The following is a 24,119-nucleotide window of genomic DNA, read 5'->3' on the forward strand; positions in this document are numbered from 1 at the left end:
GCCAATTGTCATATTGTGTTGGATGAAGCCTTTATCGATTGGATTGGCGAAGAAGCGTCAATGATTCCTTATATAAATGAACATCCACATATTATGATTGTCAGGTCGATGACGAAGATGTATGCAATAGCTGGTGTTCGATTAGGATATATGATTGCAGCACCCGAAATGATTCAAACATTACAAAGAAAAGCTTCACACTGGCATATTAATGGGTTGGCCGCTGAGATTGGTGCATCTTGTTTAGAAGAAACTGAATTTCGAAATCAGTCTATTCAATACGCACAAAAATGTAGGGAACTTTTTACGGCATTCTTGCATCAATCTGGGTGCAAGACAACGAAAAGTATTACGAATTATATCTGTTTTCAATTACCCAAACCGCAACAATCCAAAGCATTTTTCCATGCGATGTTAGAGAAAGGTATGGTACTTCGACATACAGAAAACTTTAAGGGAATGAATGGCGAATGGTTTCGAGTAGGGATGAAAGATGAAAAATCTATGAAGTCATTGCAAAAGGAGATGACTTTATGGCTGAAACGGAACTAATTTTCATCACTGGTGGTGTGAGAAGTGGCAAAAGTGCTTTTGCAGAGCAGCAACTACAATCATTAGCTAAAGCATATCAAGCACAAAGACTCATTTACGTAGCTACTGGAGTCGCATTTGATGATGAGATGAAAAAACGGATAGCTCGACATAAGCTAGATCGAAAAAAGCAAAAACAAAATTGGGTTACAGTGGAACAACCAACAAATTTACAGCAACTTCTTTTAATGATCCAAAAAGGAGATGTTGTACTTTGGGATTGTGTTACAACATGGCTGACGAACGAATTTTATGAAGGATTTGAAACAGGTATTTGTAATTGGCAACAGCCTTTAAAACTTACTGAACGAATCGCTGAAATGAAAAAGACCATTCTTACATTACGCGCAATGCAAATTCCTCTTGTAATTGTTTCTAACGAAGTATTAGATGAGCCTATATCTAAATTTACTGAAGTTAAGTTATATCAAAAATATTTAGGACAACTTCATCAATGGTTTGTACAGCAGGCAACAACCGCGATTGAGATGGAATACGGCTATGCACATAGATGGAAGTAGAGGAGGATGTTGCGATGAAAACGGTCTTAAATGGGATACTACTAGCATTTCAGTTTTTTACAGTAGTACCGATTAATAAAGAATTACCATTAACAAAGAAAACAATTACTGCCATGTTCTCCTTTTTACCATGGCTTGGAGCGATTATGGGTGCTGTGATGACAGCTATATTTTACTTGCTCCAAACATATACCGATTTAAGCTCAATACTTACAGGTTTTCTCCTTGTGTTTGGCTATGTGATTTGGACAGGGGGATTACACTTAGATGGCTTTGTAGATATGGGTGACGCTTATTTTTCATATCGTGATATAGATAAGCGTATAGAGATATTGGACGATCCACGTATAGGTGCTTTTGGTGCAATGTCTTTAGTTTTTTTAGTGTTAACAAAAATCTTTTTCCTTTCAGAATTAGTAGGACAACAAGATTTTAATTGGATCTGGTTAATAGCCGTACCATTCTATTCTCGTCTAGGGATGTCTGTGTATTTTATTCAGACCAAAAGTTCAAAGGAAAAAGGGTTAGGGTTTTTCTTTAAACAACATCTGAATCTTAAATATTGGCTAATAAGTACAATCATTTCGACGATTATTGGGACTACGTTTTTGTTCTGGTTAAGTGGTCAATGGCAGTTAATTATCTTACTTCTAATAGTAATTGTTACTGCATTCTTTTATAAATGGTGGACAATTCGTAATTTCCGTGGGAGCTCTGGCGATTTGCTAGGTGCATTTATCGAAGGTATGGAGGGAGTATTATGGATTGCTCTATTACTATTTACTTAATGCGTCATGCAAGAACAAAAAGCAATATTGAGCATCGTTATTTGGGCTGGACAGATGAAGACATTTTACCAAATCAAAATTTACCTGTTGTAAATAAGAAGTGTAAAGTGGCTTTTGGAAGTGATTTGAAGCGCTGTGAGCAAACGGCAAAAAGCTATTTTCCTAATGCTACATATTACGGAGATATTGGGTTTAGAGAAAGTAACTTTGGCGAGTTTGAAGGGAAAACGTATGATGACTTAAAAGAATGTCCTCTGTATCGAAAGTGGATTGACAATCCTAATCATATAGCACCTCCAGCTGGTGAAACTTTAATAGAAGTGACCAATCGTTGTATAGATGCTTTTAGAAGATTACCAAAAAACCTTCGTGAGTATCCTCTTATTTTACATGGTGGTACGATTCGGGCATTACTTGTTCGATTGTCTCCTGAACCTAGTGACTTTTGGGATTGGCATGTATCACATGATGAATTATTCAAGCTTCAATGGGATACGTCAGAAGCGTTTAAGGAGGGGAAACGATGCACACTTTTATCGGTGGTGCCTATAACGGAAAGCATGAATATGTAAGACGTTGGTTAAAGGAACGAGGGATTGAAGATGTCGAATGGTATGTAGGGCAACTTCCGAAAACCCCAACTAGCCACACGGTAGTAGTATCCAAACTTGAGGAAGTGATTAAACCATTTCTTGAGGAGGATGAAGTAACACTAGCAATTAAAATTGTTGAACAGCTACAGTTATTAGAAAAGCAACATCAGGTGATTATCATTGCAACAGAAATGGGAAGAGGTATCGTACCAATCGAACAACAAGACCGACAATTAAGGGACACTCTTGGAAGATTATATCAACAATTATTTGCTATAAGTGACCACGTCACAAGAATTTGGTATGGGATAGCTGAAGAGATAAAGTAAATTCCTATTAATGAGAAAAGGGAAAAGTAGATTTATATTGAAAAGTAATTATAGATAAAGTGTAACCAAATATAAAAGGAAAGAAGGAAGAAAGATGAATTTATACACACGTACAGGTGACAAAGGGAAAACAAGTATTATTGGCGGCAGAGTAGACAAAGACGACTTCCGAGTAGAAGCCTATGGCACAATCGACGAACTTAACTCATTTATAGGTAAAGCTGTGACAGAATTAGATAAAGAAATATTCAAAGACATCTTACAAGACTTAGAAAATATTCAAAATGAGTTATTTGATTGTGGTGGCGATTTAGCAAATGTCATGAAAGACCGCCATTATAAAATGACAGATGAGCCAATTGAAGTAATGGAAAAACGAATTGATCTATTAATGGATGAACCACCTTTACTTGAGAAGTTTATCTTACCTGGAGGATCACCCGCTGCTGCAACATTGCATATTGCTCGTACCATTGCAAGAAGAGCAGAACGCCAAACAGTCACATTATTGAAAAACGCAGAAGAAGGGGATGTCCCAACAGTAGTCCAACGTTATTTAAATCGTTTATCGGATTATTTATTTGCTGCAGCTCGTGTTGTAAATGCACGTTTAAATGTATCAGATATTGAATATATTCGCAGTGCAAAAGTATTCAGAAACGGCGGTAGAAAAAAGGAAAAGGACTAGGTGTGCAGTATGAAATTAAAGATATTAACACTAACAGGAGAGGCACATGAATAATGAGAAATGCACTATCCTTATCGAAGGGTTTGATCGTAACAACTGATAATTCAGGTGCAATTGGTCAAAAAGAACAAGATGTAGTGAACGTCCCAGATGATATGACAAGTTATTTTTCTGGGCGTGTCACATTACTCGAACAATGGGCAGCCGGCGCTGAACCAGAAGCAATCATTTTACATAATTTTAGTGGAGAAGAAGCTTGGAATCGATATGTAGCAGGCATACAAAGGTTATTTGATGAAATCGGAATAGAAACCCCAAAAATTACTGGGAGCACAGAGACCAATATAAAAACATTACAATCATGCATTGGAATAACGATAATAGGAAATTTCGTTAAAGAACTCCCTTCTGCAACAGATCTTCAATGGTTTACGTATGGTAAACCTTTGGTTGGAGATCAAGTTGTAGCAGAACCAGAAAAGATAGCTAATCTAACAATGATTTATAGAGCCATGCAACAGAAATTGATTGAACGTATTTGGCCAGTAGGGTCAAAAGGTATTGCAAAAGAAATCAGAGTTTTACTTGGAGATAGATCATTTAAATGTGAATGGGATATACAAGCATCTGCAGGCCCCTCAACAGTTGTTCTAATTGGAATATACAAAGAAAAAATTCAACAAGCCCAAAATCTATTTGGAGAATTACTAAAACCAATAGAAATCATTTGATAACTTGTATAATAAAAAACAACAGTCCGGACAATGTGAAATTTAAAATTCCACATTATAGTTCGGATTTTTTATTAGCTAAAATTTTTCCGTCCCAGTTTTTGTGTATAAATCAATTTTCGTAGTTAAAATTCCATTTTAAACACCTGATGTTACTGGAGTTATTTCTACTATTGAATTACTTTGCTTTCTCTTAAAAAGTATAAAATTGACACCATCTTTCTTGGCCCATTTATTTATATTTATGAATCTGTATGTTGATTGGAGTGGATGGCGGCGACTCCTGCGGGAAAGCGAGACAGGTGAGACCCCGGAACGAAGTGAGGAGGCTCACCGCTCGCCCGCGGAAAGCGTCCGCCAGTAACGGAAATCAACAGATTAGTACCGGATAAAATTTATAGTATTTCGGATATAGAACAAAACATCTTATGCTTTTTGTACATCACCTTCTTAAAACATCGTGAATCTAAAAGTCAAATGGATAGTTAGATGACAGCTATACTTAGTTGTAAGGAGATACCTAAATATTTATGGTGCTAAAATTGAGTGTATTAAAAATAAATTAACACCTGTTTTAGTAGAAAGGAAATAGAAAGGGAAAATCACGATTAAAAAGGAATTTGTTAAATCTCTCTAGAATAATATTAGGAAAAGGTAGGAAGGTGTTGTGATATATGACAAAAATTTTATCAGAAGTACCAACACATATTTATACAGATCGATTATTATTAAGAATTCCACAACGCAATGACGGAAAAGTAATGAATTTAGCAATCAGAGAATCCATTCAAGAATTGAAACCGTGGTTACCATTTGTCCAAACACTTCCTTTGCAAGAAGAAACAGAACTTAATTTAGAAAGCGCTCATGATAAATTTTTAAAAAATGAGAGTTTTCGTTTTCTCATATTTACTAAAGAAACAGGAGAATTTGTTGGGGTAACAAGCCTTCAGTCTATCGATTGGGATATTCCTAAATGTGAAATTGGATATTGGGCAAATAGCAAATATGTTGGAAATGGTTATATGACAGAAGCTGTTGATGCTATTACTAAATTAGGGATACATACTTTACGTTTTAAACGTATTGAAATTCGTTGTGAAAGTGAAAATATAAAAAGTCGTGCAATTCCTGAAAGACTCCATTTTACATTAGAAGGTATTTTAAAGAATGAAGATTTATCAGCAGATGGAAAACGTGTAACTGATACGTGTATTTATGCAGTTACTCAACATTAAGTGTGTTTGTATGAATGTACATTTTTAAACTCAAAAGCAATTTTAAAAATTTTACCAAGAAATATATTTAAAATGGTTATAATAATATATCAGTTGAATATATTAAATTAATAGAATTTTAAAGCAACTTTTAATATTTTTTCTAAACAGAAATATTAATGTTTTTAGAGAAAATATTATGTTTTTATTAGAAAACAGATTGACTGAATGCTCATTCATATTTTACAATGATAGCAACAAAAGTATTTTCTAAGAAAATACCAATGATCAAAACAAAGGGAAAGAAGCAGCTAAGAGGGGGGAAAGAAATGAACGTACTATTAATTATTAATTGGATTTTATTTTTAGCTGTAGTAGCTTATGCATTAGGATTATTCACGTATTTAGTGAAGACACGTTATCAATTTATCAAGATGGGGAAAAAAGTTGAGTTTGATAATGATGTCAAAGCAAGGTTACAGAAAATTTGGGTGTATGTTTTTGGACAAAAGAAGTTATTGAAGGATAAAAAGAGTGGTGCCATCCATGTAATGTTCTTTTATGGATTTATATTAGTTCAGTTTGGCGCGATTGATTTTATCTGGAAAGGTCTAAAACCGGGGTCACATCTACCGCTTGGACCATTGTATCCTTACTTTACATTCTTCCAGGAAATTGTAACATTAGTAATTTTGGTTGCTGTAGTATGGGCATTTTATCGACGGTATATTGAAAAACTTGTACGCCTAAAACGTGGCTTGAAGTCTGGGCTTGTTCTTATCTTTATCGGAGGTTTAATGGTTTCTGTACTTGTAGGCAATGGTATGGGAATGATTTGGCATGATGAAGAAGCAACTTGGTCAGAACCTGTTGCATCTATAATTGGCACAGCATTTGGTTTCTTACCGCCTGTTGCTGCTATAACAGTATTCTTTATCATGTGGTGGATTCATCTACTGATTCTTTTAACGTTCCTAGTATATGTTCCACAATCTAAGCATGCACACTTAATCGCTGGCCCTGTAAACGTTTACTTTAATCGTCTATCATCAGTTGGAAAACTGACACCAATCGATTTTGAAGCATTAGAAAGCGAAGATGAAGAATCCGAAGAAGTACCATCCTTTGGCGTTGGTAAGATTGAAGATTTCACACAACTTCAACTAATTGATCTCTATGCGTGCGTAGAGTGTGGTCGTTGTACGAATATGTGTCCTGCGAGTGGAACAGGCAAAATGTTATCACCAATGGATTTAATGACAAAACTTCGAGATCATTTAACGTTTACTGGGGCTGTACAAACACATCAACAGCCTTGGGTACCGAAAGTGTTCTTTAAAAACACACAAGGAAACAAATTAGCACTTGCTGCAGGGGCAGAAGGGGCAATTATTGAAGATGTTTATAGTCCTTCACTAATTGGAGATGTTATTACAGAAGAAGAGATTTGGGCTTGTACTACTTGTCGTAACTGTGAAGACCAATGTCCTGTGATGAATGAGCATGTAGAGAAAATTATTGATCTTCGTCGTTATTTAACAATGACAGAAGGACGTGTAAATCCAGATGCGCAACGTGCAATGACAAACATCGAACGTCAAGGAAATCCTTGGGGGATTAATCGTAAAGAAAAGGAAAATTGGAGAGATGCACGACCAGATGTGCGAATTCCAACTGTAAAAGAAGCTTCAAAAGCAGGTGAGGAAATTGAATACCTCTTCTGGGTTGGCTCTATGGGATCTTTTGATAATCGTTCACAAAAAATTGCGCTAGCATTTGCACATTTGTTGAACGAGGCAGGTGTGAAATTTGCGATTTTAGGCAATAAAGAAAAGAACTCTGGTGATACGCCTCGCCGTTTAGGAAACGAGTTTTTATTCCAAGAACTTGCAGAGGCAAATATTAAAGAGTTTGAAAAAGCTGGCGTAACAAAAATTGTAACGATTGATCCACATGCATATAATATTTTCAAAAATGAGTATAGTGACTTTGGATGGAGTGGAGAAGTATATCACCATACAGAATTATTGTATGATCTAGTTCAACAAGGACGTTTAAAACCTCAGTATGAAGTAAATGAGACCATTACATTCCATGATTCTTGTTACTTAGGAAGATACAATGATGTCTACGATGCTCCTCGTGAGATTTTAAAATCAATTCCAGGAGTTAAACTAGTTGAGATGGAACGTAATCGTGATACTGCAATGTGCTGTGGAGCTGGCGGGGGGTTAATGTGGATGGAAGAACATGTAGGAAACCGTATTAATGTAGCTCGTACAGAGCAAGCATTAGCAGTAAATCCTACAATCATATCTTCAGGATGCCCTTATTGCTTAACAATGTTATCAGATGGAACAAAAGCGAAAGAAGTAGAAGAACAAATAGGAACATATGACATTGCAGAGTTATTAGAGAAATCTGTATGTGGAGAAGTACAAGTTTCACAAGGTGCGGAAGAAGAAACGGTACAATAAACAGAAAAAAATAGGGTATTGCATAATAATTAATACTTTTATACAATATTTACAAGTGAAAAAGAGAGAGCAAGTGCCCTCTCTTTTTTTCAAAAGTTTTGTTGAGCGAGCGTTCAGTCACCATGAGTATTTGAGCACTCGCTTTCTATAAATAATCTATGTAAGCGTATCCAATGACAATTTAAAGGGGTGTCCAACTTGCAAAAGGCGGTAATTATTGATGGAGCACGAACAGCCTTTGGAAAACTAGGCGGAAAACTTAGCAGTTTATCTGCCAGTGATCTAGGTAGTGTGGCGATAAAAGAAGCATTAAAGCGTTCTAACATAGGAACGGAGCAAGTAGATGAAGTCATCATGGGAACAGTTTTACAGGCAGGACAAGGGCAAATACCTTCAAGACAAGCGGCTACAAAAGCGGGTATTCCTTACTCTGTCAAAACAGAAACGATTAACAAAGTATGTGCATCTGGGTTACGAAGTGTCACTCTTGCAGATCAACTTATTAGACTTGGGGAGGAACAAGTCATTGTAGCTGGTGGGATGGAATCGATGTCTAATGCCCCTTATCTATTACCAAAAGGGCGATTTGGCTTGCGAATGGGAGACGCAACACTAGTCGACGGTATGGTTTATGATGGTCTTTCGTGTGCATTTCATGCCAAACATGTTCATATGGGCACATATGGTGATGAAACTGCAGATAAATTCTTAGTTTCAAGAAAAACACAGGATGAATGGGCGATTCGCAGTCATCAAAAGGCAATTGCTGCAATTGAAGAAGGAAAATTTAGTGAAGAAATTGCATCTGTAACAATCCCTCAAAGAAAAGGCGATGATGTGATAGTAAATACAGATGAGGCTCCACGAAAAGATACATCAATTGAAGCACTATCAAAATTGAAATCAGCATTCAGTCAGGATGGGACAATTACTGCTGGAAATGCCCCAGGTGTTAATGATGGAGCATGTGCAATTGTTGTTACAAGCGAACAATATGCAGAAGAACATCAACTATCACCGCTCGCGTATATTATCGGTCATGCAGAAGTAGGGGTAGAGCCAAATGATTTCCCACAAACACCAGGACTCGTCATCAACAAAATTTTAGAAAAGACAGGTAAAACGGTAGAAGATATTGATTTGTTTGAAATCAATGAAGCATTTGCGGTCGTTGCTCTTGCAAGTAGTCAAATCGCAGGACTGGACTTAGAAAAAGTAAATGTTAATGGTGGAGCTGTAGCATTAGGCCATCCGATTGGCGCTTCGGGGGCAAGAATTATTTTAACGTTAGCTTATGAGTTAAAACGTCGAGGTGGTGGCATTGGAATTGCCGCAATTTGTTCAGGTGGCGGTCAAGGCGATGCAATCATGATTGAAGTTCCAATACAAGGAGGGGTAAAAAAATGACTATTCAACAAGTTATGGTAATTGGTGCAGGTCAAATGGGTTCAGGTATTGCTCAAGTCTGTGCTCAAGCGGGATTAGCGGTAAAACTAAATGATATTAGTGAAGAATCTTTCGAAAAAGGGATTCGCACAATCACACAAAACCTTTCTCGGAATGTTGTAAAAGGTCGTATGACAGAAACTGAAAAAGAAGCGGTTTTAAAAAGAATTGACAAATCTTTATCTCTTGAAGATGCAAGTGGTGTCGATCTTGTTATAGAAGCAGCCGTTGAAAATATGAAAGTCAAGCAATCTATTTTTAAACAACTAGATGAAATTACTCCTCCGCATACGATTCTTGCATCCAATACGTCATCATTACCCATTACGGAAATTGCAGCCGTAACAAAACGTCCTGAACAAGTCATCGGCATGCACTTTATGAATCCAGTTCCAGTGATGAAACTTGTAGAAATCATTCGAGGGTTAGCTACATCAGATGAAGTATATACAGAGATTGAGCAGTTAACGAAGAAATTTGAAAAGGTCCCTGTTGAAGTAAATGACTTTCCAGGTTTTGTTGCCAATCGCGTTCTTATGCCAATGATCAATGAAGCCATCTACACATTGTATGAAGGCGTTGCATCAAAAGAAGCAATAGATGATGTGATGAAACTTGGTATGAATCATCCGATGGGTCCGTTAACTTTAGCAGATTTTATAGGACTTGATACTTGCCTTTACATTATGGAAACACTATATGAAGGATTCGGAGATAGCAAATATCGTCCTTGCCCATTATTACGGAAATACGTAAAGGCAGGATGGCTAGGAAGGAAAACAGGTAGAGGCTTTTATGATTATGAATTAGAGAATTAGTAAAATCATTTCTACTGAAAGATGGGATTTATAGATAAATAGTGTTGTCACTCGTTTAAAATAAAGCTCCATTTCAGAAAGAAATAGCCTTTTGCTTATACTGTCCTACATGCATGATAAAGGGGAGAACATCATGGATCTACAGTTCACAGAAGAACAAATGATGATGCGCGATATGGTTCGGGATTTTGCAAAGAATGTTATTGCACCACAAGTGAAATATATGGAAGATGGGGGGTTCCCACGTGATATCCTAGCGGAGATGGGACAGCTAGGGCTTATGGGGATTACAACACCAGCAAAATATGGCGGTTCTGAAATGGATTTTACATCCTATATTATCGCTATCAATGAAATAGCAAAAGTAAGTGCAGTCATCGGGGTGATTTTGTCTGTGCATACATCGGTCGGAACCAATCCAATACTCTATTTTGGAAATGAACAACAAAAACAACGCTTCGTTCCCAAATTAGCTTCTGGAGAATATTTAGGAGCCTTTTGCTTAACAGAACCTTCATCAGGATCAGATGCTGGCTCCTTAAAAACTAAGGCAGTTAAATCAGGCGATTATTATGAACTAAACGGTTCCAAAGTTTTTATCACAAATGGTGGTGAGGCAGATGTCTACATCGTTTTTGCAACAACAAATCCTTCTAAAGGGCCAAGGGGAATATCAGCATTTATCGTTGAAAAGGGTACACCAGGTCTTATCATAGGAAAAGATGAAAGAAAAATGGGATTACATGGTTCAAGAACTGTACAACTTACATTTGAACAGATGAAAGTCCCAGTAGAAAACCTACTTGGAGAAGAAGGAAAAGGATTCCAAATTGCAATGGCGAATTTAGATATAGGACGTATAGGGATAGCTGCACAAAGTTTAGGAATCGCAGAAGCTGCTTTAGAAGCAGCAACTCAATATGCATCAGAACGAAACCAATTTGGTAAGCCAATTCTTGCAAATCAAGGGATTTCATTTAAATTAGCGGATATGGCAACCTCTATTGAAGCTGCGAGATTACTAGTTTATAGAGCAGCTAATTTACAGGCTATGGGGGAATCTTGCCGAAAAGAAGCTTCTATGGCAAAACTTTTTGCATCAAAAACAGCAGTTGAAGTCACTACAGAAGCCATTCAAATATTCGGAGGCTATGGATATACCGAAGATTATCCAGTAGAACGGTATTTCCGAGATGCAAAAGTAACAGAAATTTACGAAGGCACGAGTGAGATTCAAAGAATAGTTATTTCAAGAAGTTTATAAAGATTTGTAACTTACTATGCTCATAGTAACTAACAAATATTATTTATATAAAAATTTAAAACAAAGGGGATATAAATAATGAACTTTACACTATCAGAAGAACACGAAATGATTCGAAAAATGGTTAGAGATTTTGCAATAAATGAAGTTGCTCCAACTGCAGCAGAACGTGATGAAAACGAAACATTCGATCGTGCTATTTTTGACCAAATGGCTGAACTAGGCTTAACAGGAATTCCTTGGCCTGAAGAATATGGTGGGATTGGTTCTGATTATTTAGCTTATGTTATTGCAATTGAAGAATTAGCACGCGTTTGTGGCTCTACAGCAGTAACACTATCAGCGCATACATCTCTTGCAGGCTGGCCTGTTTATAAATTTGGAACAGAAGAACAAAAACAAAAATATTTACGCCCGATGGCTGAAGGTAAAAAAATTGGTGCTTATGGTTTAACAGAGCCAGGTTCAGGTTCAGACGCTGGTGGTATGAAAACAACAGCAAAATTAGACGGCGATCATTACGTGTTGAATGGCTCTAAAATTTTCATCACTAATGGTGGAATCGCAGATATTTATGTAGTATTTGCAGTAACAGATCCAGAAATTAAAAACAGCACATCGGCATTTATCGTGGAAGCCGATTTTGAAGGCTTTTCAGTAGGGAAAAAAGAAAAGAAAATGGGGATACGTTCATCACCTACAACAGAAATCATTTTCGATAACTGTCGTGTACCAAAAGAAAATTTACTTGGTGCAGAGGGAGAAGGTTTCAAAATTGCCATGAAAACTTTAGATGGTGGTCGAAATGGAATTGCAGCGCAAGCGGTTGGTATTGCTCAAGGAGCACTAGATGCAGCTGTAGCTTATTCGAAAGAACGAGTTCAATTTGGTAAACCAATTTCTGCAAACCAAGGGATATCATTTAAATTAGCAGATATGGCGACGGCTACAGAAGCTTCAAGATTACTAACTTATCAAGCTGCTTGGCTAGAATCGAATAATCTGCCATATGGCAAACAATCTGCAATGGCTAAACTAATGGCTGGTGATACAGCGATGAAAGTAACGACTGAAGCTGTTCAAGTATATGGAGGCTATGGTTATACAAAAGAATACCCAGTGGAACGCTTTATGCGTGATGCAAAAATCACTCAAATTTACGAGGGCACACAAGAAATACAACGTCTCGTAATCTCTCGTATGCTTTTAAAATAATTATGGTCAAAGAAAGAAAAAGACTAATCCAAACCTCCATAAAAGATGAAAGTTTAATAGAAAAAAGAAGAACAGAAATGATACTTGCAGCAGTTCGTCTTTTTAAAGAAAAAGGGTTTCATCGAACCACAACGAGGGAAATTGCGAAAGAAGCGGGTTTCAGTATTGGCACACTCTATGAATATATTCGTACAAAAGAAGATATATTGTATCTAGTTTGCGATAATATCTATCTAGAAGTCCGAAAAAGATTAGAGCCTATAGAGAAGCAAGAAGCAACTCTGGAAGGACTAATCTATGCGATTGATCAATATTATCATCTTGTAGATGACATGCAAGATGAAATGCTTGTTATGTATCAAGAATCAAAGTCTTTGCCAAAAGATGCGTTGGAGTATGTCTTATCGAAAGAAATTGAGATGGTTGGCCATTTTAAAAATTTGTTAATTGGTTGTGAGAAAAAGGGAGAACTTCATATGCCATTAACAGAGATTAAACTTCTCGCACACCAAATAGTCTTACAAGGGCAAGCATGGGCTTTTCGCCGATGGGCTTGGCGGAAGAACTTGAAAATAGAAGACTACATTCAAATGCAAACGAAGATTTTACTAAACGGAATTTTAAGATAGTCGTATATTTTTGTTGGTATACACTTCACTATATACGTTTCAGAAGTGCAAGGCAGAAAAACACAAACAGAAGTGATTGTGATTTCTCGCCTTGCATTTTCTATCTATAGAAATTGTTCATGTACAAAGGGGGACATTATAATGACAACGAAGTTGGAAGTATATAAGCCGCAACATCATGTTCGATTTGTGACAGCATCCAGCCTTTTTGACGGCCATGATGCGTCTGTTAATATCATGAGACGTATTCTTCAATCGAGTGGGGTTGAAGTAATACATCTTGGGCATAATCGCTCTGTGGAAGAAGTAGTAAATGCCGCTATACAAGAGGATGCTCAAGGAATCGCTGTATCTTCTTATCAAGGGGGGCATATGGAGTATTTTAAATATATGTATGATCTTTTAAAAGAAAAAGGGGCACCTCATATCGGGATATTTGGCGGTGGCGGTGGCGTTATATTACCAAGGGAGATTAAAGAACTTCATGATTATGGTATAAAAAATCTATTTTCGCCGGAAGATGGTCTAGCTCTAGGACTACAAGGCATGATCAATAAGATGATTGAAAAAAGTGACTTTTCGACAGTACAGAGTGATCTATTAGAAAAACTTTATAGGGTTTCAACGGAAAGTCCTGAAATTCTTGCACAACTTATTACGGCGGTTGAAGAGGGGCAACATCCTGATGTTGAAGAGTTGTTACGAAATGCAAGAGAACAATCCAAAAATACACCTGTACTAGGGATTACAGGAACAGGTGGAGCAGGGAAGAGTTCGTTGACAGATGAACTCATCCGTCGTTTCTTACATGAGTTTCCAGATAAGAAGATTGCCATCGTATCGATTGATCCAACAAAACAAAAGACAGGTGGCGCTTTATTAGGGGATAGAATTCGGATGAATGCAATTTTCAACAATCGTGTATATATGAGAAGTTTAGCGACACGTAACTCACATACCGAATTATCAGCAGCAATTGGTGATGTCCTAGATATTATAAAAGTAGCTGGATTTGACCTTATTGTTGTAGAAACAAGCGGGATAGGACAAGGAGATGCAGCAATAACAAATATATCAGACCTATCTATGTATGTGATGACTAGTGAGTTTGGAGCGCCAACACAACTAGAGAAAATAGACATGATTGACTTCGCAGATATAATTGTCATCAATAAATTCGAGAGAAAAGGATCTGAAGATGCACTTCGACAAGTACAAAAACAATATCAACGAAGTCATGAATTATGGGAGCAAAATTTAGATGAAATGCCGGTTTACGGCACAATTGCTAGCCAATTTAACGATAAAGGCACAAATTCTTTATTTGCGGCATTAATTCATACTATTAATAAGAAATTTGGTTATACTTGGAGAACGTCCTATGAACAATTTGTCAAAACACAAAAGCAAAATGTAATAATCCCAAATGATCGTAGGTACTATTTAAGAGAAATAAGTGACACGGTTAGAGGTTATCACAAAAAATCGGAACAACAAGTAGAAATAGCTAGAAAGCTCTTCCAACTAGAAGGTACATTAAAACAAGTTCAAGAGAAAGCACCAGAAGACGCCCTTGTTCAGTCCTTACAACTGCTAATCGAAGATGTGGAAAACCAACTCTCTTTAGAATCAAAACAAATATTGAAAAATTGGAATACGTTAAAAGAAAGTTATCAAGGTGATGAACTTGTTACGAAAGTTCGTGATAAAGAAATTCGCACACTATTAAAAACGACTAGTTTATCAGGCCTTAAAATCCCAAAAGTTGTTTTACCAAAATTCGTAGACTATGGTGAAATTCTTCGCTGGGTTTATGCAGAAAATGTACCAGGAGCATTCCCATATACCGCAGGTGTATTCCCGTTTAAAAGACAAGGAGAAGATCCGAAACGTCAATTTGCTGGGGAGGGTACACCAGAACAGACAAATCGTCGTTTTCATTATTTATCAAAAGATGATGTTGCAAAACGTTTATCAACTGCATTCGATTCTGTAACACTATATGGTGAAGATCCTGATGAGCGTCCTGATATTTATGGGAAAATTGGTGAATCTGGTGTTAATGTGTGTACTTTAGATGATATGAAGAAACTTTATGAAGGATTTGATCTTTGTGCACCATCTACATCTGTTTCTATGACGATTAATGGACCAGCTCCTATTATTTTGGCGATGTTCATGAATACAGCTATTGATCAACAAGTAAAAAGACGTGAAAAAGAACTTGGACGGAATTTAACTGTAGAAGAGTTTATCGAAACAAGAGCAACAACATTAAATATTGTTCGAGGCACTGTACAAGCTGATATTCTTAAAGAAGATCAAGGACAAAATACGTGTATTTTCTCAACTGAATTTGCTCTTCGAATGATGGGTGATATTCAACAATTCTTTATTGATGAAAAAGTGCGAAATTACTATTCAGTATCTATTTCTGGATATCATATTGCAGAGGCAGGAGCTAATCCAATTTCACAACTTGCTTTTACCTTGGCAAATGGTTTCACATATGTGGAGTATTATTTGAGTAGAGGTATGAATATAGATGATTTCGCACCAAATCTTTCGTTCTTCTTTTCAAATGGTCTTGATCCAGAATATAGCGTTATTGGTCGTGTTGCACGTCGAATTTGGGCTGTGACAATGCGCGATTTATATGATGCAAATGAGAGAAGCCAAAAGTTAAAGTATCATGTCCAAACTTCCGGAAGAAGTCTGCATGCACAAGAAATTGACTTTAATGATATTCGCACGACACTACAAGCTTTGATGGCTTTACATGATAATTGTAATTCACTGCATACTAACGCATATGATGAAGCTATTACAACGCCAACCGAAGAATCTGTTCGAAGAGCAATGGCTATTCAAATGATTATTACAAAAGAACACGGATTGACTAAAAATGAAAATCCCTTACAAGGTTCGTTTATTATTGAAGAACTAACAGATCTCGTAGAAGAAGCAGTACTTACAGAATTTGACCGTATGAATGATAGAGGCGGCGTTCTCGGTGCCATGGAAACACAATATCAACGTGGTAAAATTCAAGAAGAATCCATGTACTATGAATCTTTAAAACATTCAGGGGAACTACCAATTGTTGGTGTGAATACGTATTTAAATCCGAATCCGCCATCACAAGAGACCATTAATAGTATGGAAATAGCGCGCGCAACGAAAGAACAAAAAAACACCCAAATTGAAAATTTACGTAAATTCCAACAACAACATAAAGAAGAAACAGCTATAGCACTTGAAAAACTAAAAGAAACAGCCAAAAAAGGCGATAACATCTTCAAAGAACTAATGGAAACCGTAAAAGTAGCAAGCCTAGGCCAAATAACCAACGCACTCTACGAAGTAGGTGGACAATACAGAAGAAATATGTGATATTAAAATAAAAGCGGAGCCGGCTCGAACTGCCCCGAAATGCATTGGAAGGCCCGAATCGAAAGCGTCATTTCAGCTTTCGACCGAGGGACTGAAATGACACGAGGGGCAAGCCGGCGGAGCTGGATAGAAATAAAAGCGGATCGCGCCTGATAGCCCTGACAAGCGCTGGAGAGCCCGAATCGAAAGTATCTTTTCAACTTTCGACCGAGGGATCGAAGCGACTCGAAGGGCTGGCGCGAGTAGCTAGATAGGATTAAAAGCGGATCGCGCCCGAAAGCCCTGACAAGCGCTGGAGAGCCCGAATCGAAAGTGTCTTTCCAACTTTCGACCGAGGGACCGAAATGACACGAGGGGCAAGCCGGCGGAGATAGAAGGCTAAAAAAGCGAAACGTACTAAACGTCACTTCAAATTAGTTTTCCAATACTTCTACTTTACGAATAGGAAATAGAGGAGTATGCTTATTCAACAGAGTAATTTATGACATATGTATTATAACTATGGAGTGTCTAGTCAATCGATTAGGCCTTCTTTTTCGCATTTATTAAAATTACTGATTAGACTATTTGAAGGAGTGACGGTACAGTGAAAATCGTGATGCATTTCATGATTATTATATTGTGCTTAGTACTAACCTATTATATATACGATAAGCAATTAGGCGCTATCTCATTCCTTCTTCTTGCGCTTTACTTGTTTATCTATGGCTATTCTCGATTGAGAATTGAAAAAAAGAAGAATTGATTGTAGCAAAAATTAAGTATAATTGTTTATAATGGATATTATGTTTATGTAGAGAAAGGACGTGCACGAATTGAACCTTCGTGATTTAACTCAAGAACAACTAACAGAAGAATCATTAATTAACCTAGCATATGCTATTTTAGAAGAAAAACATCAACCAATGGCGTTTGCTGAAATTATGGAAGCTATTATTGAATTAGGTGCTCGCACTTCAGAACAAATGAAAGCTGCAGCTATCCAATTCTACACAGATATCAATATTGATGGCCGCTTTCTTGTATTAGGGGAAAATCGCTGGGGTATCCGTGAATGGTATGCCATCGAACAAGTCGAAGAAGAAACTGCTCCAACAGTCAAAGTTCGTAAGAAAAAAGCGAAAGCTGCAATTGTCGATGATGTTCATGAAGATGAAGAAATCGAATTTGATGAAGATTTCGATGAATTCGTTGATGACGATGATGACGATGATGATGATGATACAGAAGACTTTGATACTACTGATATCGATGAAATTGAAGACGATGATTTAGATGAAGAAATCGAAATCGAAGATGAAGAAATCGAGATTGAAGACGAAGACTTTGAAATTGAAGACGATGATGATTTAGCAGATAAAGAAAAATAATAACTTCTTGACAATTTAGGTTATATCATATACCCTTTTACTTGGGCTCCTTAAAAAAGGAGATTGACCGTATAAATAATACGCTCCCCCTGCAAGTTACTTGCGGGAGGAGCGTTTTTTGTATTTTTTACAAGTGTTTTAGGAACACTACCTATAAGGAGGAATTTGCAGTGACTAAATATATTTTTGTAACTGGCGGCGTAGTCTCATCACTAGGCAAAGGTATTACAGCAGCATCATTAGGACGATTATTAAAAAATCGTGGTTTAGAAGTAACAATCCAAAAGTTTGACCCATATATCAACATTGACCCAGGAACAATGAGCCCATATCAACACGGTGAAGTATTCGTAACAGATGATGGTGCAGAAACAGACTTAGACCTTGGTCACTATGAACGTTTTATCGATATCAATTTAGGTAAACATTCAACTGTAACATCAGGTAAAGTTTACTCAACTGTATTGAAAAAAGAACGTCGTGGTGATTATAACGGTGGTACAGTTCAAGTTATTCCACACATCACTAACGAAATTAAAGACCGTATTCAACGCGCAGGTCGCGAAACAAATGCAGATATTGTTATTACTGAAGTAGGTGGTACTGTCGGTGATATCGAATCATTACCATTCCTTGAAGCAATTCGCCAAATGAAACGTGATCTTGGAAATGACAATGTCTTATATCTTCACTGTACACTAATCCCTTACATTGCAGCAGCTGGTGAGTTAAAAACAAAACCAACTCAACACTCTGTAAAAGAACTACGTTCACTTGGTATTCAACCAAACATCCTTGTTGTACGTACAGATCGTCCGGTTCCTCAAGAAATGAAAGAAAAACTAGCACTATTCTGTGACGTAAAACCTCACGAAGTAATCGAATGTGTAGATGCGGATCATTTATATGAAATCCCACTAAATCTACAATCTCAAGATTTAGATGACATCGTGCTTGAACACTTTGGCATCCAAGCACCAGAAGCAGATATGACAGATTGGAAAGAACTTGTAGATAAAGTGAAAAACCTTAAAAAATCAACAAAAATCGCCCTTGTTGGTAAATATGTTGAATTACAAGATGCTTACATTTCTGTTGTCGAAGCTCTTAAACATGCAGGCTATGCTTTTGATACTGACATCGAAGTTAATGCGATCAACGCTGAACACGTTACAGCTGAAAATGTCAAAGAATTACTAAACGATGCGGATGGTATCCTTGTACCAGGTGGATTTGGAGATCGTGGTGTAGAAGGTAAAATCTTGGCAATCCAATATGCTCGTGAAAATGACGTACCATTCTTAGGCATTTGTTTAGGTATGCAACTTGCAACAGTTGAATTTGCACGTAATGTACTAGGCTTAAAAGGTGCTCATTCTACTGAACTAAATCCAAAAACAAAATACCCAATTATCGATTTACTTCCAGAACAAATCGATGTAGAAGACCTAGGCGGTACACTTCGTCTTGGCTTATATCCATGTAAACTAAAAGATGGTTCTCGTGCAGCACAAATTTACAATGATGAATTAGTATATGAACGTCATCGTCACCGTTATGAATTTAACAACGAATATCGCGAAGCAATGGAAGCAGAAGGATTAGTATTCTCAGGTACTTCACCAGATGAACGCTTAGTTGAAATCATCGAATTACCAAACAATAAGTTCTTCGTGGCATCTCAATTCCACCCAGAATTTAAATCTCGTCCAAACCGTCCACAACCATTATTCCGTGATTTCATCGGCGCAGCAGTTAAATAATAATTTTTTATACTTGCCAGATTCTTGAATAGAGTCTGGCATTATTATTAGGATGAAAGTTTTCTAAAAGAAAAAACGCTCTTTAATTGATCACGACAAATTAGAAAGCAAAAACTAATCGTGATCAATAGGAGCGTTTTGTACATAATAATTTAGTTTTATAAACCACCTAGCATTTCATCATATGCTATTTTAATTGCTTCATAGATAAATAATGCTGTCAAAGTGTGTGGCATAACAATTCGTTCACCTAATTCGTTTGGTAACAAGCCTTTTTTAATGCCCATTGAAATATATGTGTATGCTAAGTCACCCATTTCGCCAGCATCTTCTTCTTTTTCATTTGCAACAACAGCAAAAGGGATAAAAGAATCATATAATCTGTGAGCTAGCGCTAATGCATCAGGATGATTTGCACTGTGTGTGAAAATACATACGCGATCTAAATCACTTATTTCGACACTACTTGTCCATGGACGTAATTTTCTAAAAGGTTCAGTTGCGTTTAAAGCATTTATCTCAATAGCTTGTAATTCGTCAAAGCATGCAAAGTAAACAGTACCTTCAAAAGCACCTGCTTGTGCAAGTAAGCGCGCGGTTTCTTCGATTGCATCTTCTTTATCAGAAGCAATTTTAGATAATAAACCGCCGACTTGGGTCGATAACATTTTTAACATTTTATTCACCTCATGACATTAATTATAAAGAGGGTAGATTTCAATTGCAAAATCTAAAAAAAGTAGATATCTTAAGAGGAAAAAATAGGGATGGGCACGAATACAATATAAGGATGATAAAATAAGGAGTAGAGGTTTTGTGAAAAAATTATTAATCGTAGATGACCAACAAGGAATACGCCTTTTACTTAACGAAGTTTTTAAAAGAGAAGGGCATGAGCCGTTACTAGCTTCTAACGGATTAGAGGCAATTCAAATTCTAGAAAATGGAGCAGTCGACGCTGTTTTACTTGATATGAAAATTCCTGGCATGAATGGATTGGAAATTTTAAACTATATTAAAAATTTACATAAACAATTACCAGTTGTAATGATGACAGGTAATGGAGATGCTAGTTTAATTAGCAAAGCAAAAGAACTTGGAGCACAGCATTTTTTTATGAAGCCTTTTGATATTTTTGAAGTGAAGGACACGATTAACAAATTATTGAAAGAATAAGTATAGACGGTGGTCAATGCTTATTCTTTTTGTTATTATGATAGTGTTATTATTCAATTTTATACCATGCTATATCCTAAAGGAGGATTTACTGATGGCTTTGGTTTCAATGAAAGAAATGTTAATTACTGCAAAAGAAAACGGTTATGCTGTTGGTCAATTCAACATCAATAACCTTGAATGGACTCAAGCGATTCTACAAGCAGCAGAGGAAGAAAAATCACCTGTAATTTTAGGCGTATCTGAAGGCGCTGGTAAATACATGGGTGGCTTTGTTGCTGTTGTTAATATGGTAAAAGGACTTATGGAAAGCTACAAAACGACAGTTCCAGTAGCAATTCACTTAGATCATGGTTCAAGTTTTGAAAAATGTAAAGAAGCGGTAGATGCCGGTTTTACATCTGTTATGATTGATGCTTCTCATCATCCATTTGAAGAAAATATTGAAATTACTTCAAAAGTAGTAGATTATGCACATGCACATGGTGTTTCTGTCGAAGCAGAACTAGGAACAGTTGGTGGCAATGAGGATGGCGTAATCGGTGGTATCATGTACGCTGATCCTGAAGAATGCCGCAAGATGGTTGAAGCAACTTCAATTGATTGCTTAGCACCAGCACTTGGTTCAGTACACGGACCTTACCATGGCGAACCAAATCTTGGTTTTAAAGAAATGGAAGAAATCTCAAATTTAGCTGGACTTCCATTAGTGCTACATGGTGGTACGGGTATTCCTACAAAAGATATTCAACGTTCTATTTCTTTAGGAACAGCGAAGATCAATGTAAATACTGAGAACCAAATTGCTGCTACAAAAGTAATTCGTGAAATTTTGGACAACGATAAAGAAGTTTACGATCCACGTAAATTCTTAGGACCAGCACGTGAAGCAATCAAGGCAACTGTCATTGGCAAAATGCGTGAATTTGGTAGCTCACAAAAAGCTTAAGCATATATTTTTAGTAAGGGAATCGGAGAAGACATCGGTAAGAAAATCGAATCTTCTCCATTTTTTCCATCATTCAGGAGGAATATAAATTGAAATTTTTTATTGATACAGCAAATTTTGAAGAAATAAAAGAAGCACATGCATGGGGAATCATTTCTGGTGTAACTACCAACCCTTCTTTAGTTGCAAAAGAAAAAAACATTTCATTTCATGATCGTTTAAAAGAAATCGCAGAATTAGTTGATGGTTCAGTAAGTGGAGAAGTTATCTCATTAGATGCTGAAGGTATGATCAAAGAAGGTCATGAATTAGCTAAAATCGCTCCTAATATCACAGTTAAACTTCCAATGACACCAGATGGATTAACTGCATGTTCAACTCTTTCAAAAGAGGGTATCAAAACAAATGTAACGTTAATCTTCAGCGCAAACCAAGCATTATTAGCTGCACGTGCTGGCGCAACATATGTTTCTCCATTCTTAGGTCGCTTAGATGATATTGGTCAAGATGGAACAGAACTAGTACGTGAAATTGCTGAAATTTTTGCAATTCACGAAATTTCAACTCAAATCATTGCCGCTTCTATTCGTCATCCACAACATATTACAGAAGCTGCTTTAGCAGGTGCGCATATTGCTACAACACCTTTTAAAGTTTTAAAACAATTATTTAAACATCCTTTAACTGATAAAGGTATCGAAGGATTTATGAAAGATTGGGCAAACAAAGATAAATAATATAAGGAGATTCACATGGACGTATATAAAATTACAGGGGAAAAGCATCTAAAAGGAACGATTAAAGTAAGTGGTGCTAAAAACAGTGCAGTAGCTTTAATTCCAGCTTCTATTTTGGCAAATTCTCCTGTAACGATTGAAGGATTACCAGAAATCTTAGACGTTTGGACATTAAAAGCATTGCTTGAGGAAATTGGTGGCGAAGTAGAATTTAAAGATGGCCATATGATAATCGATCCTCGTTCAATGATTGATATGCCATTACCTAATGGCAATGTGAAAAAATTACGAGCTTCTTATTATTTGATGGGTGCAATGTTGGGGCGTTTTAAAAAAGCAGTCATTGGTTTACCAGGTGGATGTCATTTAGGCCCTCGACCAATTGACCAACATATTAAAGGTTTCCAAGCATTAGGAGCTCAAGTGACTAATGAACATGGTGCCATTTATCTACGTGCTGAAGAGCTACATGGTGCGAAGATTTATTTAGATGTTAGCAGTGTCGGCGCTACGATTAATATTATGCTGGCAGCAGTATTAGCTAAAGGTAAAACAGTTATTGAAAATGCCGCAAAAGAGCCAGAGATTATTGATGTTGCCACTCTTTTAACGAATATGGGTGCCAAGATAAAAGGTGCTGGTACGAATGTGATTCGTATCGAAGGCGTTGAAGAATTACATGGTACAAACCATACAATTATTCCTGACCGTATTGAAGCAGGAACATATATGATTATGGCTGCTGCCGTAGGTGATGGTGTCATAATTGATAATGTTATTCCATTACACTTGGAAGCAGTGACTGCCAAATTACGGGAAATGGGCGTAAAGGTTATTGAAGAAGAAGAACGGATTCTTATTCCAAAAACAGATGCTTTAAAATCAGTTGATATTAAAACCCTTGTTTATCCAGGATTCCCAACAGATTTACAACAACCATTTACAGTTCTTCTAACACAGGCAACAGGTTCTTCTATTGTAACGGATACGATTTATTCTGCTAGATTTAAACACATTGATGAAATCATTAGAATGAATGCAAACGCAAAAGTAGAAGGACGTTCTGCCATTATCACAGGTCCTAGCAACTTAGAAGCTGCAACAGTTACTGCAACAGATTTGCGTGCAGGGGCTGCGCTAATTATAGCAGGGCTACTAGCAAAAGGTGAGACTGAAATCCACGATATTTATCACATAGAGCGTGGTTATAGTGATATTATCACTAAACTACAAGCCATAGGTGCTGATATACGTAGGGAATCAATCGAACCGAACAACAAGAGCAGCGTGACCAATAGATAATGTAGATTTCCTGTAGTAGTTCTTATTACATTGTTAATAAGCGATGAAGCTGAAAAAAATCTGCAGAAAATATTCTGTGTGCTATAATAGATTTAGTTTGAAACGATTCCGGTCAAAAAGGC

General features: G+C 36.8%; 22 protein-coding genes. 21 read left to right on the forward strand and 1 reads right to left on the reverse strand.

The genetic code is table 11. The features are described from left to right. From D1606_RS00525 to D1606_RS00605, 17 genes are all read left to right on the forward strand, one after another. The coding region (locus tag D1606_RS00525; protein WP_119414064.1) for an aminotransferase class I/II-fold pyridoxal phosphate-dependent enzyme at positions 1-552 on the forward strand (552 nt) is incomplete at its 5' end. After that, positions 534-1,112, forward strand: coding sequence for a bifunctional adenosylcobinamide kinase/adenosylcobinamide-phosphate guanylyltransferase (locus D1606_RS00530; RefSeq protein WP_119414065.1), 579 nt, complete (start codon positions 534-536; stop codon positions 1,110-1,112). The genes D1606_RS00525 and D1606_RS00530, both read left to right, overlap by 19 nt. 14 nt (positions 1,113-1,126) lie before the next feature. Further along, positions 1,127-1,900 (forward strand): adenosylcobinamide-GDP ribazoletransferase, encoded by a 774-nt coding sequence (cobS, locus tag D1606_RS00535; protein WP_119414066.1) that lies wholly within the window; start codon positions 1,127-1,129, stop codon positions 1,898-1,900. Continuing rightward, on the forward strand, positions 1,873-2,472 hold the full coding sequence (locus tag D1606_RS00540; RefSeq protein ID WP_119414067.1) for a histidine phosphatase family protein: 600 nt from the start codon (positions 1,873-1,875) through the stop codon (positions 2,470-2,472). Before cobS ends, D1606_RS00540 begins: the two co-directional genes overlap by 28 nt. Then, the gene (locus D1606_RS00545; RefSeq protein WP_119414142.1) at positions 2,424-2,822 is read left to right on the forward strand and encodes a bifunctional adenosylcobinamide kinase/adenosylcobinamide-phosphate guanylyltransferase; all 399 of its coding nucleotides are present in this window, start codon (positions 2,424-2,426) and stop codon (positions 2,820-2,822) included. The genes D1606_RS00540 and D1606_RS00545 overlap by 49 nt, the downstream gene beginning before the upstream one ends. A gap of 94 nt (positions 2,823-2,916) precedes the next feature. After that, entirely contained in the window at positions 2,917-3,510 is a 594-nt protein-coding gene (locus D1606_RS00550; RefSeq protein WP_119414068.1) for a cob(I)yrinic acid a,c-diamide adenosyltransferase, read from the forward strand. Positions 3,511-3,563: 53 nt separating this feature from the next. Next, entirely contained in the window at positions 3,564-4,241 is a 678-nt protein-coding gene (locus D1606_RS00555) for an alpha-ribazole-5-phosphate synthase (RefSeq protein WP_119414069.1), read from the forward strand. A gap of 674 nt (positions 4,242-4,915) precedes the next feature. Beyond that, positions 4,916-5,479, forward strand: coding sequence for a GNAT family N-acetyltransferase (locus tag D1606_RS00560; RefSeq protein WP_119414070.1), 564 nt, complete (start codon positions 4,916-4,918; stop codon positions 5,477-5,479). Between the two features lie 308 nt (positions 5,480-5,787). Next, complete coding sequence (locus D1606_RS00565; RefSeq protein ID WP_119414071.1) at positions 5,788-7,935, forward strand: (Fe-S)-binding protein; 2,148 nt, start codon at positions 5,788-5,790, stop codon at positions 7,933-7,935. A 198-nt stretch (positions 7,936-8,133) separates the two neighbouring features. Continuing rightward, the gene (locus tag D1606_RS00570; protein WP_119414072.1) at positions 8,134-9,342 is read left to right on the forward strand and encodes an acetyl-CoA C-acetyltransferase; all 1,209 of its coding nucleotides are present in this window, start codon (positions 8,134-8,136) and stop codon (positions 9,340-9,342) included. After that, positions 9,339-10,199 carry a 3-hydroxybutyryl-CoA dehydrogenase gene (locus D1606_RS00575; protein ID WP_119414073.1) on the forward strand — a complete coding sequence of 287 codons (861 nt, stop codon included), beginning with the start codon at positions 9,339-9,341 and terminating at the stop codon, positions 10,197-10,199. The genes D1606_RS00570 and D1606_RS00575 overlap by 4 nt, the downstream gene beginning before the upstream one ends. Positions 10,200-10,332: 133 nt before the next feature. Further along, positions 10,333-11,463, forward strand: a complete 1,131-nt coding sequence (locus D1606_RS00580) for an acyl-CoA dehydrogenase (RefSeq protein WP_119414074.1) — start codon at positions 10,333-10,335, stop codon at positions 11,461-11,463. A 78-nt stretch (positions 11,464-11,541) separates the two neighbouring features. Next, positions 11,542-12,678 (forward strand): acyl-CoA dehydrogenase, encoded by a 1,137-nt coding sequence (locus D1606_RS00585; protein WP_119414075.1) that lies wholly within the window; start codon positions 11,542-11,544, stop codon positions 12,676-12,678. A gap of 2 nt (positions 12,679-12,680) precedes the next feature. Then, positions 12,681-13,307 (forward strand): TetR/AcrR family transcriptional regulator, encoded by a 627-nt coding sequence (locus D1606_RS00590; RefSeq protein ID WP_119414076.1) that lies wholly within the window; start codon positions 12,681-12,683, stop codon positions 13,305-13,307. 141 nt (positions 13,308-13,448) lie between these two features. Beyond that, positions 13,449-16,700 (forward strand): fused isobutyryl-CoA mutase/GTPase IcmF, encoded by a 3,252-nt coding sequence (gene icmF, locus D1606_RS00595; protein WP_119414077.1) that lies wholly within the window; start codon positions 13,449-13,451, stop codon positions 16,698-16,700. 806 nt (positions 16,701-17,506) lie between these two features. Beyond that, positions 17,507-18,070: a DNA-directed RNA polymerase subunit delta gene (gene rpoE / locus D1606_RS00600; protein ID WP_119414078.1), complete on the forward strand. Its 564-nt coding sequence runs from the start codon at positions 17,507-17,509 to the stop codon at positions 18,068-18,070. A 170-nt stretch (positions 18,071-18,240) separates the two neighbouring features. After that, positions 18,241-19,833, forward strand: a complete 1,593-nt coding sequence (locus D1606_RS00605; protein ID WP_119414079.1) for a CTP synthase — start codon at positions 18,241-18,243, stop codon at positions 19,831-19,833. Positions 19,834-19,991: 158 nt separating this feature from the next. On the opposite strand, the gene D1606_RS00610 is transcribed toward D1606_RS00605, so the two are convergent. Beyond that, complete coding sequence (locus tag D1606_RS00610; RefSeq protein ID WP_119414080.1) at positions 19,992-20,510, reverse strand: DUF2529 family protein; 519 nt, start codon at positions 20,508-20,510, stop codon at positions 19,992-19,994. A gap of 139 nt (positions 20,511-20,649) precedes the next feature. Between D1606_RS00610 and D1606_RS00615 the strand changes: the two genes are divergently transcribed. From D1606_RS00615 to D1606_RS00630, 4 genes are all read left to right on the forward strand, one after another. Beyond that, positions 20,650-21,009 carry a response regulator gene (locus D1606_RS00615; RefSeq protein WP_119414081.1) on the forward strand — a complete coding sequence of 120 codons (360 nt, stop codon included), beginning with the start codon at positions 20,650-20,652 and terminating at the stop codon, positions 21,007-21,009. Between the two features lie 94 nt (positions 21,010-21,103). Next, positions 21,104-21,958 carry a class II fructose-bisphosphate aldolase gene (locus tag D1606_RS00620; RefSeq protein WP_119414082.1) on the forward strand — a complete coding sequence of 285 codons (855 nt, stop codon included), beginning with the start codon at positions 21,104-21,106 and terminating at the stop codon, positions 21,956-21,958. An 89-nt stretch (positions 21,959-22,047) separates the two neighbouring features. Continuing rightward, positions 22,048-22,695, forward strand: coding sequence for a fructose-6-phosphate aldolase (gene fsa / locus D1606_RS00625; protein WP_119414083.1), 648 nt, complete (start codon positions 22,048-22,050; stop codon positions 22,693-22,695). 15 nt (positions 22,696-22,710) lie between these two features. After that, positions 22,711-23,997, forward strand: coding sequence for a UDP-N-acetylglucosamine 1-carboxyvinyltransferase (locus D1606_RS00630; RefSeq protein WP_119414084.1), 1,287 nt, complete (start codon positions 22,711-22,713; stop codon positions 23,995-23,997). Positions 23,998-24,119 lie beyond the last annotated feature (122 nt).

The organism is Rummeliibacillus sp. POC4, from assembly GCF_003576525.1.
In the GTDB taxonomy this organism is placed as follows: domain Bacteria; phylum Bacillota; class Bacilli; order Bacillales_A; family Planococcaceae; genus Rummeliibacillus.

Bases quoted from the DNA above. Each gene is read 5' to 3' on its own strand.
- D1606_RS00530 (WP_119414065.1), top strand. From the start codon at position 534: ATGGCTGAAACGGAACTAATTTTCATCACTGGTGGTGTGAGAAGTGGC.
- cobS (WP_119414066.1), top strand. From the start codon at position 1,127: ATGAAAACGGTCTTAAATGGGATACTACTAGCATTTCAGTTTTTTACA.
- D1606_RS00540 (WP_119414067.1), top strand. From the start codon at position 1,873: ATGGATTGCTCTATTACTATTTACTTAATGCGTCATGCAAGAACAAAA.
- D1606_RS00545 (WP_119414142.1), top strand. From the start codon at position 2,424: ATGCACACTTTTATCGGTGGTGCCTATAACGGAAAGCATGAATATGTA.
- D1606_RS00550 (WP_119414068.1), top strand. From the start codon at position 2,917: ATGAATTTATACACACGTACAGGTGACAAAGGGAAAACAAGTATTATT.
- D1606_RS00555 (WP_119414069.1), top strand. From the start codon at position 3,564: ATGAGAAATGCACTATCCTTATCGAAGGGTTTGATCGTAACAACTGAT.
- D1606_RS00560 (WP_119414070.1), top strand. From the start codon at position 4,916: ATGACAAAAATTTTATCAGAAGTACCAACACATATTTATACAGATCGA.
- D1606_RS00565 (WP_119414071.1), top strand. From the start codon at position 5,788: ATGAACGTACTATTAATTATTAATTGGATTTTATTTTTAGCTGTAGTA.
- D1606_RS00575 (WP_119414073.1), top strand. From the start codon at position 9,339: ATGACTATTCAACAAGTTATGGTAATTGGTGCAGGTCAAATGGGTTCA.
- D1606_RS00580 (WP_119414074.1), top strand. From the start codon at position 10,333: ATGGATCTACAGTTCACAGAAGAACAAATGATGATGCGCGATATGGTT.
- D1606_RS00585 (WP_119414075.1), top strand. From the start codon at position 11,542: ATGAACTTTACACTATCAGAAGAACACGAAATGATTCGAAAAATGGTT.
- D1606_RS00590 (WP_119414076.1), top strand. From the start codon at position 12,681: ATGGTCAAAGAAAGAAAAAGACTAATCCAAACCTCCATAAAAGATGAA.
- icmF (WP_119414077.1), top strand. From the start codon at position 13,449: ATGACAACGAAGTTGGAAGTATATAAGCCGCAACATCATGTTCGATTT.
- D1606_RS00610 (WP_119414080.1), bottom strand. From the start codon at position 20,510: ATGTTAAAAATGTTATCGACCCAAGTCGGCGGTTTATTATCTAAAATT.
- D1606_RS00620 (WP_119414082.1), top strand. From the start codon at position 21,104: ATGGCTTTGGTTTCAATGAAAGAAATGTTAATTACTGCAAAAGAAAAC.
- D1606_RS00630 (WP_119414084.1), top strand. From the start codon at position 22,711: ATGGACGTATATAAAATTACAGGGGAAAAGCATCTAAAAGGAACGATT.